The following is a 15,720-nucleotide window of genomic DNA, read 5'->3' as shown; positions in this document are numbered from 1 at the left end:
ATCACAAACCACAGGATTAGTGAGTCGCCACTGCGCTGGGGGCTGAAGTTCGCCTCAATTGCCGATACCGCCTCTGCAAGCTGTAAGCCGACCACGCCAAACTGTCAGCGTTATCGGCAGCCATCTGCGCCCTGATGTCAGGCCGAGCATTAAACGCACTGACCACAACACCCATGTTGCCACCTTGCGTCGAAGGGGCTTGAGAACGAACCATTGGCAAGAAATTCTGATAGAAAATGGTCTGTTGTTTATAAAGAAAGCCGAGGCTGGCGCGACCGTTCATGAGTGCTTCCGAGACGCTCTCCATTGCCACCTCATGACGGCTTTCAGTCCGGCCTGTCATCGTTTTCATCCCGCTCTCCCACAAATAGAAGTAGTCCATGGTTGAAGGCCCCACCGCTGGAATTCGATTAACCCGTTTGAGATGCGAAAGCTCATGCGCTAACGTCATGTTGAGCTCAGGATTGTTTATATCCTCTCTATTGATGACGATTCGACCGTGAAAATCGTCTCTATATATCTTCGCGATTTGGTCAGCATCCCCTCCTGTCACGCCTACAAATTTCTCCTGCCCCCAACCGTGGCTGTATTGCGCAGCAAGCTCACGCGTTCTGACCCAGGCAGACTTCACATCCGCCATGACAGTAGGGTGCGCTGGCCCGAAATAGCTTCGTAAGATGGGTGCCGCTTCTGCTGGGTGAGCATCAACCATACGGAGCGCGTCAATGTACATCTGGCTAACCTCGTCCAAAGCGCTCCTCACTCTGGCGGCTGATGACGGCTCGAACTGTGGCAATCCTCTCCAAAGAATCCGATCGCCCATTTCAACCATTCTTCTTTCGATAGCATCATCTACGCCTTCATAAACTTGACCGTCAATCTCCTTGTTTGAGACAGGTGAATGACCAACAAACCCATACCGATTCACCCCCTGCACATCCCCCGCCGGGTCCGGACTAACCCAGCGCTGCAACCACGGCGCGTAATACCGGAACCCGTAATAATAAAGCCCCGTCGCATCGCGCTCTTTGCCAGAATACCGCACGGTCTTGTAGTTGGCCTCAACAGCACTTCGCGCCGCCCACCATGCCGTGCCGCCAAACGGGTAATAGCCCTCGTGGCTGATCAACGTCGCGTTTTGATCAAGTTCGAGGGTGCTGGAGCCCAGATGATCACTCAGGCTATAGCGCAACTGATCATTCTCGATGCCGTCGGGTTTGCCGGATTCCCAGTGCAATAACCTGACGCTGCTACGCCCCGCCTCGACCGTGAGCACATGCCGCACTACCCCGGTTGCCTCATTGCGATGAATTTCCAGCCCCGGCAGATAACGCACTTCGGCGGTCAGCGTGCGACTGCGTGCCTGACTCACTCGCACCTTTCGCACCCGCTGGCCATCGCCGTCGTAGCGATAAAGCTCGCTGTCATAAGGTCCATCCTCGCGTTCGACGGATGTGACTTCACTTAGCTGATTTCGCGTACCCCACATCATGGCCTGACCCGGTTGGAGCGCCTTCAGATTGCCGTTCGCGTCGAAGCCTTCAGCGATCTGCCCCTCGTCTGGCAGTGTTCCGTCTGCCCGCTGTGGCAGGCTGCGATTGCTCGTTGAAGACACCACCATGCGCCAAGTTTCAGCACCTGAGTGATGCCGCGCCAGCAGGTTTCCGCCAGCGTCGTATTCAAAGCGCTGGGTGTAGTTGATCAGCCGGTCAGGGTCTAACGGCAGGGGTTGAAGGCCGGGCAGTCCGGGCAAATGGGAAACCGGGGCCACTTCTCGCCCAGTGGCTTCGATCAGTTGGTAAAGGCTGTCGTAGGCATAACGGTTGACCGGATCAACGCGCTGGTTTCTGAAAAACGAGACCGGCTGCGCAACATCCTCAACGCTCACGACATTCCCAACGGGGTCGTAGCCGTAATTGAGATCCTGCAGCGCTAATCCTTCAGGAGACAACGCCAGCATCCGGGTCAACCGCCCGTCAGCTTCATCATAGGTGTACCGACTGACGACCCCATTGCCGCAGGTTTCGCGCTCGACCGCCCCCGACGCGGTGTATCGAATCTCGCTGACCAAGGTGTGCAACGCCTGACTGCCGGTGGGCTGGAGCCTGACAACACATCTCTGTCCGGCGCAGGTATAGCCGGTGTACTGATAATTTTGTAGAGCATCGCAACGCACCCGCTCATCCCCCAACGTCCCCAACGTGAAGGTCGAGACATGCGCCTCAGCCTCCAGCAGCGGGTCGCGCAATGAGAGCGCTTCAGGCCAGTCGGGACTGTCCAGACCGGCCAGAAAACGGCGTTGCTGCTGCACAATCGCGCCGGTCAAAGCATATTCCTGAAAAGCTGTGGAGCCTGCCGCATCGTCTCGTCTGACTAACTGCCCACAGCGGTTATGCTGGGCGCCCGCCTCGTCGCCATCGCCATAGGCCAACCGCTCGACGACCCGAGGCGGCTCGGCACTGAGCTGCTCGGCAATCGACACCGGGCGTAATGAGGCGTCGTACTCGGTCCAGGATTGAGTGCCGCGACTGTCTCGACTTTCTCGTACCGGGCCTGCTTCGCCAGGGAAGTTCAGACGCCAGCCCGCATCGGCGCTCTGCACATACATTGGCTGGCCGGACAAGCTGTAGATCGTCTGAGTCGCTGGCCTGTCGAGTCGGGCATCCGTCATGGCGCACAGCCGCCCTAAGGCGTCGAAAATCTGCCTGCTTGTGCGAACCTGAAGGTCTTGCTCCAAGGAAGCTCGATAACATAAGACACGGCGAACCTCGAGACTGCGAGGATCGACAACAACGAATGCGGGAGTTCGGGTGTTGAGGTTCATTGTGCCGACGTCCATGTGTCTGCGTTTGCCATCAGGACTGGTCGCAATTGAGTGTTCAGGCCGGGCAGGCTCTATCATTTCAACCGAGACCAAAAGGCTGGCTTGCGCTTATGGAATGACAAGAAATTGCCTATCTTTCGTTCGCCATTTGGCAGAGCAGCAGAAAAAATCCTGCCTTCCTCCCGACCTATAACCGCAAGCGTCGAGGATGCACCACCGTCAAGATTGATCGAGGAACCCGCTTTAGCGGTGCCATCCAACCGATCCAGCCTGGACATGACGGCGGCCCACTCCGGCATTGTGTAACCGGGTGATATGGTCAGGTCTCGGCTTTCTGTCAATCCAACTGCAAGCCTTGTCCGGCCTTTTGAATTGGCCTGCGCAGGGAGGCTGACTGCAGAGCGAGAATTAGGCTGATCCGCATGATTGAGATAGCCAGGTGTAGGAGTCTTTTGCTCAAAGCGAAATCTGGAAAACCGTTTTATCTTGTCGGCGGTAAATGAAGGGGTCCCTGCCGTAGACAACTGCGGTGCGGAATGAATGTAGGAACTGTCATCCATTTTAACTTTGACGTAATCACCTCTGTGATGCTCCGGAACTGACGCGGCGGGTTTGGCTTTTCCGTCAATTTTGTTTTTGCCGACAGAGGCATGAGCGGGGTATCCCGAGTCTAGCCTACGACGACCGTTAAAAAATCCTCCATTTATGACTGCCGTGTATGTGCTCGTTTTTCGAGTCACGCTCTCAATATCTGCCGATGAAAGGGTTCTGAGATCCACAAAATCGTCACCGCCCGAGATCTTGCCTCGGTAGGTTTGATCGATCGATAGATAAGCAAGTTGCCTGTCGCTTGCTGCAGCTCTATTCAGGTCAATTCCGATCCGTTCGAACAAGGCATTATCTCCGCGCACTCGCACTGCAATAATACCCGGAACAATCGTTCTTACAGTCACCGCCGACCTTGCTCTTCTCGCGGCATCCTTCCAGCGCGCCGCCACTTCTGTTTCAAGCCCATCGTTATCAACGCATGTAATAGGATTATTACCGACCATCCGATACCGATTCAGCCCATCGACATCCTCCGCTGGGTCGGGATTAACCCAGCGCTGCAACCACGGCGCGTAATACCGGAACCCGTAGTAATAAAGCCCCGTCGCATCACACTCTTTGCCGGAATAACGCACGGTCTTGTATTTAGTCTCAACAGCACTTCGCGCCGCCCACCATGCCGTGCCGCCAAACGGGTAATAGCCTTCGTGGCTGATCAACGTCGCGTCTTGATCAAGTTCGAGGGTGCTGGAGCCCAGGTGATCACTCAGGCTATAGCGCAACTGATCATTCTCGATGCCGTCGGGTTTGCCGGACTCCCAATGCAATAGCCTCACGCTGCTGAGCCCCGCCTCCACCGTCAGCACATGCCGCACTACTCCGGTTGCCTCATTGCGATGAATTTCCAGCCCCGGCAGGTAACGCACTTCGGCGGTCAGCGCGCGACCGCGCGCCTGACTCACTCGCACCTTTCGCACCCGCTGGCCATCGCCGTCGTAGCGATAAAGCTCGCTGTCATCAGGTCCATCCTCGCGTTCGACGGATGTGACTTCACTTAGCTGATTTCGCGTACCCCACATCATGGCCGGACCCGGTTGGAGCGCCTTCAGATTGCCGTTCGCGTCGAAGCCTTCAGCGATCTGCCCCTCGTCTGGCAGTGTTCCGTCTGCCCGCTGTGGCAGGCTGCGATTGCTCGTTGAAGACACCGCCATGCGCCAAGTTTCAGCACCTGAGTGATGCCGCGCCAGCAGGTTTCCGCCAGCGTCGTATTCAAAGCGCTGGGTGTAGTTGATCAGCCGGTCAGGGTCTAACGGCAGGGGTTGAAGGCCGGGCAGTCCGGGCAAATGGGAAACCGGGGCCACTTCTCGCCCAGTGGCTTCGATCAGTTGGTAAAGGCTGTCGTAGGCATAACGGTTGACCGGATCAACGCGCTGATTCTTGAAAAACGAAACCGGCTGCGCGGCATCCTTGACGCTCACGACATTACCTACCGGGTCATAGCCATAATTCAGATCCTGCAGCACCTGCCCATTGCGAGTGAGCGCCAACAGCCGGGTCAGCCGCCCATCTGCCTGATCGTAAGTCGCAGTGCTGACGACACCATTGCCTGCGACCTCCCGTTCGGCGGCGCCCATTGCATCGTAGTGAATATGGCTCACTAAAACGCGCACCTTGTCGCTGCCCGACGATTGAAGAGCGGTGCTCGTCAGTTCTCCTGAGCACGCGTAAGTGAGAAACCGGCGATTCTCTTGGGCATCGGTCTGCTCGATAACCTCCCCGCCAGCATTCACAGCACTCGTCGATAGATAGCGCTGCGCCTCAAGCAACAGGTCACGTTGCGAAGGCTCTTGCGGCCAGTCAACGCGCCCTGTCTGTGCAAGAAATCGCCGCTCTCGATGCAACACAGCCCCAGTCAGACCGTATTCCAAAAAACACACCGCCCCCGCCGGATCGTCGCGTCGCAGCAACATGCCGCACTGGTTGTGCGCAATCCATTGCGCGCTGGCGTCGCCATAGATGAACCGGTCAGACACCCGAGCGGGTTCCCCATCAAGCGTTTCGGCGATCGCCACAGGCCGCATCAGCTCGTCGTATTCAACCAACGACAGCGTGCCCCGGCTGTCGCGGTTTTCCAGCGGCTGCCCCGCTTCACCCAACAGCGTCAGGCGCGATCCTGCATCGGCGTTGTCGGTAAACAACGGCTGGGCGGTGAGGCTGAAAACGGTGGAAGTAGAGGGTCGTTCAAGGCGAGGATCAGTGGTTGCCAAGAGGCGCCCTGACACGTCGAACGCTTGGCGGGTCATCCGGAATTCGGGGCGATCTTGCACATCGGCACGGTAGAAACCGACTTGACGCACGGGCAAGCCGCGCGAGTCAACCACGCTGAGACTGGGAGTATGGGAGCAGAGATTCATGTGCCGACGTCCGTGTCCAGACCTTGATCAAAGGCTAGACGCAAACGCGGCAACACAGGATTACAGGTGACGTATGGTCAGGCTGTGTGGCGTTGAACCAGTCGGGCGCTGGCCACCGGAACGCCCACACCGACGATCATCAGACTCCACAGCAGGTATTCAAGGCCAAACACCAGGAACGCGCCGCCGACCATGATCGTTGCCAGACTCGGGATGCCCAGCGCACAGATCAACAGGGCATGGGCGCCCAGTTTTTGTTTGAAGGGTATTCGGGCGTTGAATACGCAGACCAGCCACAAATAGAGCCAAGCCACAATCGTCAATAAATAAAGCGCCAGATGTAACAAGTCGCCGGACATGCCATATCCATGCATGGCTCAATCTCCCTATTCCAGATCATCGATGTACTCACGGCTGTTCGATCCATCGAGTCGCCGTCGGCAAGTTTACACCGGCGCAGCACACCGGATGCGCCCTCTGTCCGGAACCGAATCCCAAGTCAATGGCGGTCTGCACGCTTTCATGACGTTTTCATCTTTGTTCGACCTATTTTTAACACCGGCCTCGGGATCATGAGCCACCATCAGCCAACGGCTGACGCGCCCTATTTCGAACAATGCCGTCCGGCCTTCTCGGGTATGAACGATGAATAAACTTCCGCAGATCACGCTTGCGTTCTGGATCATGAAAATCTGTGCCACGACGCTGGGGGAAACCGCAGGCGACCTGTTGTCGATGACGCTGGACGTGGGCTATTTGGTGAGTTCGCTGATTCTGATCAGCGTGTTCGTGGTCACGCTGCTGACACAGCTGGCGTCCAAGCGATACAACCCGGCGTTGTACTGGTTGGTGATCCTGTCCACCAGCACGGCAGGCACCACGATGTCGGATTTCATGGACCGCACGCTGGGGCTGGGTTACGCGGCGGGGTCTGCGATTCTGGTGGCGATTCTGCTGGCGATTTTTTCAGTCTGGTACCTGAGCGAGAAGTCGCTGTCGGTCACCCGCGTGACCACGCTCAAGGCCGAGTTGTTCTATTGGTTCGCGATCCTGTTTTCCAACACCCTCGGCACCGCATTGGGGGATTTCCTGGCGGACGATTCGGGGTTGGGTTTCATGGGCGGCGCGCTGCTGATCGGCTCGGCCATTGCGCTGGTCGCCCTGCTGCACTACACCTCGCGGCTGTCGTCGGTGGCCCTGTTCTGGATCACCTTCGTTCTCACCCCGCCGTTTGGCGCGACCTTGGGCGACGTGCTGACCAAGCCTTACGACAAAGGCGGTCTGGACTTCGGCACAGTGGGATCATCACTTGTGCTGCTAACCATTCTGGTAGTGCTGGTCGGCCTGGCGACGTTCTACAACCGCAAGCCTGAAAAAACCTACAGCCAAGTCGCAGACAACTGACAGCCTTCACACGTGTAGCAGTCCAACCTGTGGGAGCGAATTCATTCGCGAAAAGCCGCTACAGGCGATACATCTCCATCGCCCAGCCGATCATTCGCGAATGAATTCGCTCCCACAGGGGAATCAGCGCACGGCGTTCCGGCAGCAGCAATCCCCGGATCGGCGCATCAATGCGACTCCCACGGCAAGGGCTTTCCCGCCCGCACCTTGGCATTGAGCGCACGCAGCAGATCCAGAGGATCGCGGTCTTTCATCGCATGGCTCTGCTCATCGACCCAGGTCATGACCTGCTGCCGGTCGAGGGTCGGTCGGCGATGCAGGATTTCCACCAATTGCCGCTCACAATGTTGGGCATAGGCAACCACGCTGGAAAACAAAGGGCTGTTCATAAGCCGACACCTCGTCACCGAATACCCGTTCAGGCCCCGTAAAGGCGCCCCCTTTTTCCACTCCCGTCTTCACCCGCACACAATACCACCGGCCCTCCCCGGTGCCACAGGGGACAAACAGTGAGGATTCAGGGATTTGCAGCAATCTTGAGCCTGTCGCGAAGCCGGTGCTAACATTCGCCACCGCCGAGCAGGCAAGGACATTCCGCTTTATGAGCAGCATCCGCGAGCGCAACAAAGAACTGATCCTGCGCGCAGCCAGTGAAGAATTCGCCGACAAAGGGTTCGCCGCCAGCAAGACCAGCGACATCGCCGCCAAGGCCGGTGTGCCCAAGCCCAACGTTTATTACTACTTCAAATCCAAGGACAACCTCTACCGCGAGGTGCTCGAAAGCATCATCGAACCGATCATGCAGGCGTCGACGCCCTTCAATCGCGAAGGCATTCCTTCTGAAGTCTTGAGCGGCTACATCCGCTCCAAAATCCGCATTTCGCGAGACTTGCCCTTTGCCTCCAAGGTGTTCGCCAGCGAGATCATGCACGGCGCGCCGCACCTGACGCCTGAGCAGGTCGAGCAGCTCAACGGTCAGGCACGGCATAACATCGAGTGTATTCAGGGCTGGATCGACGACGGGCTGATTGCGCCCGTTGATCCTCATCATCTGATGTTCAGCATCTGGGCCGCTACCCAGACCTACGCGGATTTCGACTGGCAGATTTCCACGGTCACCGGGAAGAGCAAACTGGACGACGCCGATTACGAGGCCGCCGCCCAGACCATCATCCGTCTGGTGCTAAAAGGGTGTGAACCGGATCGCTAGCCCGCGTCACGCCGGGTTGCGGGTCTGCAACGCCTTGTCGACACCGTCGAGCAACTGACCGAAGCTCCACGGTTTGCGGATGAACGTCACCGCATGCTGTACCCCGGAGCTTTCCGGCGTTTCGTGGCCGGACATGATCAGGATCGGAATCTCGGGCCATTTGTTGCCGGACAGGTTGGCGAGGTCGGCGCCGTTCAACGTGCCCGGCATGAGAATATCGGTCAGCAGCAACGACACCCTGTCCGCGTGGTCATCCAGAAACTTCGCGGCGTCATCGGCGTTTTCCAGCGCATGGGTCGTAAACCCCTCATCGCCCAGAATCTCGCACACGAAATCACGAATGATCGACTCGTCCTCAACCACCAGGATCAGTCCTTTTTGTTGCCCGTTTGCTGCCATTTGCGCTGCATCCACCATAATTTTTCCCATTGCCTGCCCGGCCGGCCCTGTCCTGGACTCGGGTGTTGTCGGTACTGTGAACGGCGCCAGCGCTGGAAATTCCATCGGCTGATGAGATTTGATCCAAATGAGTGTTTCACGCGCGCGTACGGGCAAATGCCTGAAGGGGGAATGTAGCGGAGACCGGGATGCATACGCATGCCAAACGGCGTTTTTCGCGGGCATAAAAAAACCCGCCGAAGCGGGTTTGTGCAACACCGTCCAACATCCTGTTGGCCGCCAGTACCTTGGCAACGGTCGATCATCCTTGATCCTGCAGCCATCCTTTGCTGCAGTTGATGGATCCAATGTACTGCTTCGATGGGATCCAACATAGAGCGAAACGCTCCATTTCGTGTAAGCCTTTGGCTATACGTGTAAACATTCTGACGTCATTTTTTGGGCATTTGGCAAACCTTCGAAACACACTCGCTTGATTACCGTAAATAACTTCACAGGGCTCTCAGGTTTGGCTTCGCAGCGCCGAGATGCTTTATGACGGGAATGATGCACCTGGCCTTGGCTGTGGATGATTCACCGTCTCGGGGGCTGGTCTCAAACGCGCAGCCCGCGTCATAACAAGAACAATGAACGGAGTGACGGTCATGAATATGCGCAACTTCTCCATCAGCCGCCGGCTGTGGCTGATCCTCATCGTCGCTGTGTTGATGTTGTTCACGCTGGCGGTGGCCATGCTCAAGCAAATCCACGACGACCTGTACGACGCCAAGGCGCAGAAGACCATGCACGTGGTGCAGACAGCCGCGGGCCTGCTCGACTATTACCAGGGGCTGGAAACCACCGGCAAGCTGACCCGCGAACAGGCGCAGCAGCAGGCGATGGATGCCATTCGAGGCCTGCGCTACAACCAGACTGATTATTTCTGGATCAACGACCTGCGCCCGGTAATGATCATGCACCCCGCCAACCCCAAGCTGGTGGGACAGGACCTGTCGGGCATCAAGGACCCGGACGGTTTTCAGGTCTTCAATGAAATCGTGGCGGTGGCCAAGGCCAAAGGCGCGGGTACAGTCAACTATCGCTGGCCGAAACCGGGCGCCAGCGAGCCGGTGCAGAAAACCTCCTACGTGTCGCTGTTCTCGCCCTGGGGCTGGGTGATTGGCTCCGGTGTGTACGTCGATGACGTGCAGGCCGAGTTCCAGCAACAGGTAATCAAAGCCGTGTCCATCAGCCTGGGGATCATTCTGTTGATGGCGATCCTGCTGATCGTCATTGGCCGCAGCATCGCCGGGCCACTGAAAACCACGGTCGACGCCATGGCCAACATCGCCAGTGGCGAGAGCGACCTGACCCGCACCCTGGAAACCCACGGGCGCGATGAAATCACACAACTGGCGACCCATTTCAACGCCTTCACCGCCAAGCTGCGCCGGGTCGTCGGGGAGTTGCAGGTGTCGGCGCTCGGACTGGGCCAGGCGTCCAACGACTTGGGCAACAACGCCGTGCAGGCGCAAGAGCGCAGCCAGCAGCAATCGCTGCAGATGGAGCAAGTGGCGACCGCGGTCAACGAGGTCACCTACGGTGTGCAGGACGTGGCGAAGAACGCCGAGCATGCCGCCAGTGAAATGCGCAACGCCGAATCCCAGGCCCAGCAGGGCCAAGCCAACATCGACAGCAGCCTGAAACAGATCGGGCATCTGTCGGGCACCATCGATCAGGCGGTCGAGGTGATCCGCACCTTGTCCAGCGAAAGCACGCAGATCGGCGGGGTGCTGGAGGTGATCAGTTCCATCGCCGAGCAGACCAACCTGCTGGCGCTGAACGCTGCAATCGAAGCGGCCCGCGCCGGGGATCAAGGTCGCGGCTTCGCGGTGGTGGCGGACGAAGTGCGTTTGCTGGCGCAACGCACTCAGAAGTCCACGGCGGAAATTCAGGCGATGATCGAACGCCTGCAAAGCCACTCCGACGCGGCCGTGAAAGTGATCGGCGACAGCAGCCGGTCCTCGCAGTTGACCATCGAACAGGCCAACCTCGCGGGCCAGAGCCTGACCTCCATCAGCCAGGCACTGCGTAATCTGAACGGGCTCAACGCTTCCATCGCCAGCGCCACGTTGCAGCAATCCCACGTGGTCGAAGACATCAATCAGAACGTGACCCAGGCTGCGCAGTTGTCGCAAAGCACAGCGGTGGCGGCCGAACAATCCAGCGCGGCGAGCGTGCAGCTCAAAGGGCTGAGCGAACAGTTGAATGGGTTGTTGCGGCAGTTCAGGGTTTAATAAGGTTCAAACAAAACTCCGGAATGCTCCGATCCCCTGTGGGAGACGCCGTCGTACCTCCGGCGTCTCCCACAGGTTCGTGATATCCGACCCTAGGGCTTGATTACGCCGGTCGCCAGATCCAATATGTATACAATAACTAAAACTATTGAATACATACATGAGCACACTCAACCCTGCCCCCTCCTCCCATTGCCCCGACTGGGCCGAAGCGCTGCTCAATGGTTTCAGTCAGGTCCTGCTGCAACGCAGCCCCGTGTGCGGCCTTTTCTGTCTAATGGCGATCCTGATCAGCGCGCCCTCTTCCTTGGGTGGCGCGTTATTAGGTGCGGTCGCCGGGTTGCTCACCGCGCAACGTCGCGGCTATTCCAAGTCCGAGCGGCAGTCCGGGGTATACAGCTACAACGGCGTACTGTTGGGCTTGCTGATCAGCTACCGTTTCGATGATTCGCCCCTGTCACCTTTGCTGATCATCGCCTGCGGCGGTCTCAGCGCCATGCTGATGCACGCGTGGATGCAACGGGCGCCTCTTGCGTCTTGCCTCAAGGCCTACACCGCGCCGTTCGTGCTGTTCAGTTGGGTGCTGCTGGTATTCGCCGAGCCTGTGTCGAATGTCGGCATGGCCCATTCGGACCTGATCCGGGCGCTGCCACTGGGTCTCGGCCAAGTGTTTCTGCTGGATCATCCGTTGGCCGGTGTACTGATCGGGATTGGCCTGCTCATCGCCAATCGCACCGCCGCGGTGTGGGCGGCATTGGGTTGCGCATGCGGCATCGCTTTCGCGTTGTGGCAACAGGAAACCGACCTGGCGTTGCTCGGCCTGTCAGGCTACAACCCGGCGCTGGCAGCCTTGGCCTTCAGCCATGTGCGCCAGAAACCCTGGTTGCCGGGCGTGGCGATCCTACTGGCGATCCTGCTGCAACCGGGCTTTTCCGGGCTGGGCCTGGCGACGCTGACCGCCCCGTTCATTCTCGCTTGCTGGCTGGTGCAGGCTGGCAGCCGGCTAATGCGCCAGACGATCAGCGATCAGCGGTTGCGCTCCTGAGCGGTTTGTCACAGGCTCTGCCGACCTCGCATTCGGAAAACCCTCATGGACAGCAACACCGGTTGGCGCGAACAACTGCGCATCATCGTTTTTCAGACAGACACCAAGGCCGGTCGGCGCTTCGACAAGGCCCTGCTGCTGATCATCCTCGCCAGCCTCGCCATTGTGATGCTCGACAGCATCCAGGCCATTCATCGCGACTACGCCGACCTGCTGGCCTACATCGAATGGGGCTTCACGTTCGTGTTCCTCGTCGAGTACATCCTGCGCCTGTACTGCTCGCCGCAGCCGCTGAAATATGCCTTCAGCTTCTACGGCCTGATCGATCTGCTGGCCATCGTGCCGGGGATTCTGGCGCTGTATAACGCCGACGCTCAGTACCTGTTGATCATCCGCGTGGTGCGGATGCTGCGGATCTTCCGCGTCCTCAAACTCAGCCCCTATCTGAAACAGGCGAACTACCTGCTGGCAGCCCTGCGCGGCAGCAAGCAAAAGATCATCGTGTTTCTGGTGACCGTCTCGACGCTGGTCACGGTGTTCGGCACGCTGATGTACGTCGTCGAAGGCCCTGAACATGGCTTCACCAGCATCCCCAAGGGGATTTACTGGGCCATCGTCACGCTGACCACCGTGGGCTTCGGCGACATCGTGCCGAAAACGCCCGTCGGCCAGATCCTGTCGTCGCTGGTGATGATCACGGGTTACTCGATCATTGCGGTGCCCACCGGCATCTTCACCGCTGAACTGGCCACCGCCATGCGCGGTGATCAGCTCCAGCACGATTGCCCGGTGTGCGCCAAGGACAGCCATGAGCCCCATTCGGCGTTCTGTTCGCGGTGTGGCAACGCGCTGTTTCCGAAAGTCGATGCGATTGCCGGGTCCCAGGGCGCCGAGAATTCATAAGCACAGACGTTTTTAATCTATTAAGCGACTGAAGCTTTTCGTTATAGTCGCGGCCATTAGCCAGCCCTTTATTCATAAGAACAATTTCCACATACGACAAAGGAATTCGCAGTGAACAAACTCTTCGCCGCTTCTCTTCTGGCCGCCGGAATGGCCTTCGGCAGCGCTGCCCAGGCCGCGCCTGAATTGCTCAACGTTTCGTACGACGTGATGCGCGACTTCTACAAGGACTACAACGCCGCCTTCCAGAAACATTGGCAGGCCGAGCACAAGGAAGACGTGACCCTGAAGATGTCCTTCGGCGGGTCGAGCAAACAGGCCCGTTCGGTCATTGATGGCCTGCCCGCTGACGTGATCACCATGAACATGGCCACCGACATCAATGCCCTGGCGGACAATGGCGGGCTGGTGCCGAAGAATTGGGTCGCGCGCCTGCCGAACAACAGCGCGCCGTTCACCTCAGCCACGGTGTTCATCGTGCGCAAGGGCAACCCAAAAGCGCTGAAAGACTGGAACGATCTGGTGAAGGACGGTGTTGAGGTGATCGTGCCGAACCCGAAGACCTCGGGCAACGGGCGCTACACCTACCTGTCGGCGTGGGGCTACACCCTGAAAAACGGTGGCGATGAAGCCGCTGCGAAAAAATTCGTCGGCCAAGTGTTCAGCCATGTGCCGGTCCTCGACACGGGCGGCCGTGGCGCAACCACCACGTTCATGACCAACCACATCGGCGATGTGCTGGTGACCTTTGAAAACGAAGCGGAGATGATCGCCCGCGAGTTTGGCCGCGACCAGTTCGAAGTGGTCTATCCGAGCGTATCTGCTGAAGCCGAGCCACCGGTGAGCGTGGTGGACAAAGTCGTCGATAAGAAAGGCACCCGTGCCCTCGCCGAGGATTACCTGAAATACCTGTGGTCTCCGGAAGGCCAAGAAATCGCCGCCGCCAACTATCTGCGTCCGCGCGACCCGAAAGTGCTGGCGAAGTACACCGACCGCTTCCCGAAAGTCGACTTCCTCAACATCGAAAAAACCTTTGGCACCTGGCCCGACATCCAGAAGACCCACTTCAACGACGGTGGCGTGTTCGACCAGATTTACCCGGCCAAGTAAACGCGTGAACGGGTATGGGGCCGTTCAACGACCCCATACTCGTCTGATCAACGACAGCCATCGCTGCACGAAGCCCTCTTCACCGTGGGCGCCTATCCGGGACCCGCTCGCATCGGTTGCCCTGTAAAGGCTCGGGCCGTCGTTCGTGACAACCCCTCGCCAGTACGGGTCCAGCGGTCCACGTTGGACGGTGACGTCCCCAGACTCAATCCCACCCGGCAACAGCAGATGCCCCGCCGTGCCAAAAGCAGGGTCCAGACCTTCGGCGGTGCATCGACTCAGCACGGCGGAACTGTCCGAGGAATCGGAACTTCGGCCTCGCACGTAGATTCGGCGCTGCTCGTCCACGTCAATCGCGGAGGCGGTATAACGCATATTGATCGTCAGCTCCAACGGGAGGCCCTGATTGAAGTCGGGGTCCGGTTCGCCCTCTTCGCTCAGGCGGTAGAGATGGACGGTTCCCTCGGTGGACTGATTGGCGAAATTCAGACTGACGACGATCTTTCCAGCACGATCAATCTGGATATGAGGATCATGGAGTTGGCCTTCCGGATCACTGAACTCTTTGATCCCGCCTGATCCGAACGCCCTGTCAAACTGGCCGGATGCGGTATATCGGGCGGCGAGGCATCGCCCGAATTCGTTTTCGCATACCACGACCGCCGACTCATCGTCCCCCACCGCCAAACGGTAAATCGCGCTCTCCACACTGCCTGAAAAGAAAAGCTCGGTGTACCCCGCCGACTCCCCGAAAGAGGGGTCTAGCCTTCCATCAGCGTTGACCTTGGCGAGACAGGAGTGACGACGCCCGCGAGCAAACCGGTACGCCACGACGAGCATTTGCCCGGCGGCCAGTAGCTTCACCTCGCCACCGCCACCGCCGACGTTGGCGCGAGGGATGGGTGCGTGGGCGGGAGAGACCTTCGTCTGTAGGTCCAAGGCGGGAAGCCCGGAAAACCTGACGACGCCGTTATCGCCAAACGCGTGATCAACTGTCCCGTTGCCCAGATAACGGCAGAGTACGAATTCCAGGACGCTGTCGAAAAAACCTTCCACCCCCAGGGTGATGCTGCCGTCCACCGCCGAGACAACGATATGCGACACGGAAGTGGGGGTCATCCCTTCGACGATTATTTGAACGTAGCCACCGGGTTCAAATGTCGTGTCCAACTGAGCGACTGCTCCGTCTTGCGAGCCTTCGGCGACCAGCCGGGCCAGATAAAAGCGATAGTCGTCTGGCAACAACGCCGCGACGTAGATCCTGTTTTGTTCGTCACTGGCCAACGCCAATGTCTGCAGATAACTGATCCCACTCTCGGGAATCTGTATGACGAAAGGCCCCATCACTTCAGTGGCGTGGGTGGATGAGGGTTCTTCACGTTTTGCGGTCATGGCACGGTCCCTGTCTAATACAATCTCCAGGCCCGTGAGCGCTACCTTGCGTATCGCGAACCTCGTTGTAAACAGGCTAGTTGGCAAGGTTGCTTTGAAATGACCGCGTTCAGACCCATTGGCAATAAACGTTTTTGGCGCTGCTTCGAATGATAGGGATTGCCCCGCCCTCGTAGCAGCGGCGCTACGCCTTT

The 15,720-nt window shown here is 58.4% G+C and carries 12 protein-coding genes; 6 read left to right on the top strand and 6 right to left on the bottom strand.

What is annotated here, in order from left to right; translation table 11 throughout:
- Positions 1-16: 16 nt before the first annotated feature.
- The 3 genes from ACIQAL_RS28215 to ACIQAL_RS28205 all read right to left on the bottom strand — a co-directional run bounded on the left by ACIQAL_RS28215 (position 17) and on the right by ACIQAL_RS28205 (position 6,146).
- Positions 17-2,824, bottom strand: coding sequence for an RHS repeat domain-containing protein (locus tag ACIQAL_RS28215; RefSeq protein WP_401151248.1), 2,808 nt, complete (start codon positions 2,822-2,824; stop codon positions 17-19).
- Positions 2,825-2,898: 74 nt separating this feature from the next.
- Positions 2,899-5,787, bottom strand: a complete 2,889-nt coding sequence (locus tag ACIQAL_RS28210; protein ID WP_401151245.1) for an RHS repeat-associated core domain-containing protein — start codon at positions 5,785-5,787, stop codon at positions 2,899-2,901.
- A gap of 77 nt (positions 5,788-5,864) precedes the next feature.
- On the bottom strand, positions 5,865-6,146 hold the full coding sequence (locus ACIQAL_RS28205; RefSeq protein WP_401151243.1) for a hypothetical protein: 282 nt from the start codon (positions 6,144-6,146) through the stop codon (positions 5,865-5,867).
- Positions 6,147-6,432: 286 nt separating this feature from the next.
- Here ACIQAL_RS28205 and ACIQAL_RS28200 point away from each other — a divergent pair, with 286 nt between their 5' ends.
- Positions 6,433-7,191: a hypothetical protein gene (locus ACIQAL_RS28200; protein WP_401151240.1), complete on the top strand. Its 759-nt coding sequence runs from the start codon at positions 6,433-6,435 to the stop codon at positions 7,189-7,191.
- A 167-nt stretch (positions 7,192-7,358) separates the two neighbouring features.
- Here ACIQAL_RS28200 and ACIQAL_RS28195 read toward each other — a convergent pair whose 3' ends face one another.
- Entirely contained in the window at positions 7,359-7,580 is a 222-nt protein-coding gene (locus ACIQAL_RS28195) for a hypothetical protein (protein WP_166597898.1), read from the bottom strand.
- 212 nt (positions 7,581-7,792) lie between these two features.
- Between ACIQAL_RS28195 and ACIQAL_RS28190 the strand changes: the two genes are divergently transcribed.
- Complete coding sequence (locus tag ACIQAL_RS28190; RefSeq protein ID WP_166597899.1) at positions 7,793-8,401, top strand: TetR/AcrR family transcriptional regulator; 609 nt, start codon at positions 7,793-7,795, stop codon at positions 8,399-8,401.
- A gap of 6 nt (positions 8,402-8,407) precedes the next feature.
- On the opposite strand, the gene ACIQAL_RS28185 is transcribed toward ACIQAL_RS28190, so the two are convergent.
- A complete protein-coding gene (locus ACIQAL_RS28185; protein ID WP_401151236.1) occupies positions 8,408-8,800 on the bottom strand; it encodes a response regulator in 393 nt (130 codons plus the stop codon).
- A gap of 644 nt (positions 8,801-9,444) precedes the next feature.
- On the opposite strand from ACIQAL_RS28185, the gene ACIQAL_RS28180 reads away from it, so the two are divergent.
- From ACIQAL_RS28180 to ACIQAL_RS28165, 4 genes are all read left to right on the top strand, one after another.
- On the top strand, positions 9,445-11,076 hold the full coding sequence (locus ACIQAL_RS28180) for a methyl-accepting chemotaxis protein (RefSeq protein ID WP_166597900.1): 1,632 nt from the start codon (positions 9,445-9,447) through the stop codon (positions 11,074-11,076).
- 160 nt (positions 11,077-11,236) lie between these two features.
- A complete protein-coding gene (locus ACIQAL_RS28175) occupies positions 11,237-12,121 on the top strand; it encodes an urea transporter (RefSeq protein ID WP_401151233.1) in 885 nt (294 codons plus the stop codon).
- A gap of 45 nt (positions 12,122-12,166) precedes the next feature.
- Positions 12,167-13,024 carry an ion transporter gene (locus ACIQAL_RS28170; RefSeq protein WP_401151231.1) on the top strand — a complete coding sequence of 286 codons (858 nt, stop codon included), beginning with the start codon at positions 12,167-12,169 and terminating at the stop codon, positions 13,022-13,024.
- Positions 13,025-13,135: 111 nt separating this feature from the next.
- Positions 13,136-14,134 (top strand): sulfate ABC transporter substrate-binding protein, encoded by a 999-nt coding sequence (locus ACIQAL_RS28165; protein WP_401151229.1) that lies wholly within the window; start codon positions 13,136-13,138, stop codon positions 14,132-14,134.
- Positions 14,135-14,158: 24 nt separating this feature from the next.
- Here the strand turns inward: ACIQAL_RS28165 and ACIQAL_RS28160 are convergent, their stop codons facing one another.
- Entirely contained in the window at positions 14,159-15,526 is a 1,368-nt protein-coding gene (locus ACIQAL_RS28160) for a hypothetical protein (protein ID WP_401151227.1), read from the bottom strand.
- Positions 15,527-15,720 lie beyond the last annotated feature (194 nt).

This window comes from Pseudomonas sp. NPDC088368 (genome assembly GCF_044753445.1).
Taxonomy (GTDB): Bacteria; Pseudomonadota; Gammaproteobacteria; order Pseudomonadales; family Pseudomonadaceae; genus Aquipseudomonas; species Aquipseudomonas bambusae.
Note: the sequence above shows the minus strand (reverse complement) of the source record. Positions and strands in the feature narration are given on the sequence as shown.

Bases quoted from the DNA above. Each gene is read 5' to 3' on its own strand.
- ACIQAL_RS28215 (WP_401151248.1), bottom strand. From the start codon at position 2,824: ATGAACCTCAACACCCGAACTCCCGCATTCGTTGTTGTCGATCCTCGC.
- ACIQAL_RS28170 (WP_401151231.1), top strand. From the start codon at position 12,167: ATGGACAGCAACACCGGTTGGCGCGAACAACTGCGCATCATCGTTTTT.
- ACIQAL_RS28200 (WP_401151240.1), top strand. From the start codon at position 6,433: ATGAATAAACTTCCGCAGATCACGCTTGCGTTCTGGATCATGAAAATC.
- ACIQAL_RS28175 (WP_401151233.1), top strand. From the start codon at position 11,237: ATGAGCACACTCAACCCTGCCCCCTCCTCCCATTGCCCCGACTGGGCC.
- ACIQAL_RS28205 (WP_401151243.1), bottom strand. From the start codon at position 6,146: ATGTCCGGCGACTTGTTACATCTGGCGCTTTATTTATTGACGATTGTG.
- ACIQAL_RS28160 (WP_401151227.1), bottom strand. From the start codon at position 15,526: ATGACCGCAAAACGTGAAGAACCCTCATCCACCCACGCCACTGAAGTG.
- ACIQAL_RS28185 (WP_401151236.1), bottom strand. From the start codon at position 8,800: ATGGCAGCAAACGGGCAACAAAAAGGACTGATCCTGGTGGTTGAGGAC.
- ACIQAL_RS28180 (WP_166597900.1), top strand. From the start codon at position 9,445: ATGAATATGCGCAACTTCTCCATCAGCCGCCGGCTGTGGCTGATCCTC.
- ACIQAL_RS28210 (WP_401151245.1), bottom strand. From the start codon at position 5,787: ATGAATCTCTGCTCCCATACTCCCAGTCTCAGCGTGGTTGACTCGCGC.
- ACIQAL_RS28190 (WP_166597899.1), top strand. From the start codon at position 7,793: ATGAGCAGCATCCGCGAGCGCAACAAAGAACTGATCCTGCGCGCAGCC.
- ACIQAL_RS28195 (WP_166597898.1), bottom strand. From the start codon at position 7,580: ATGAACAGCCCTTTGTTTTCCAGCGTGGTTGCCTATGCCCAACATTGT.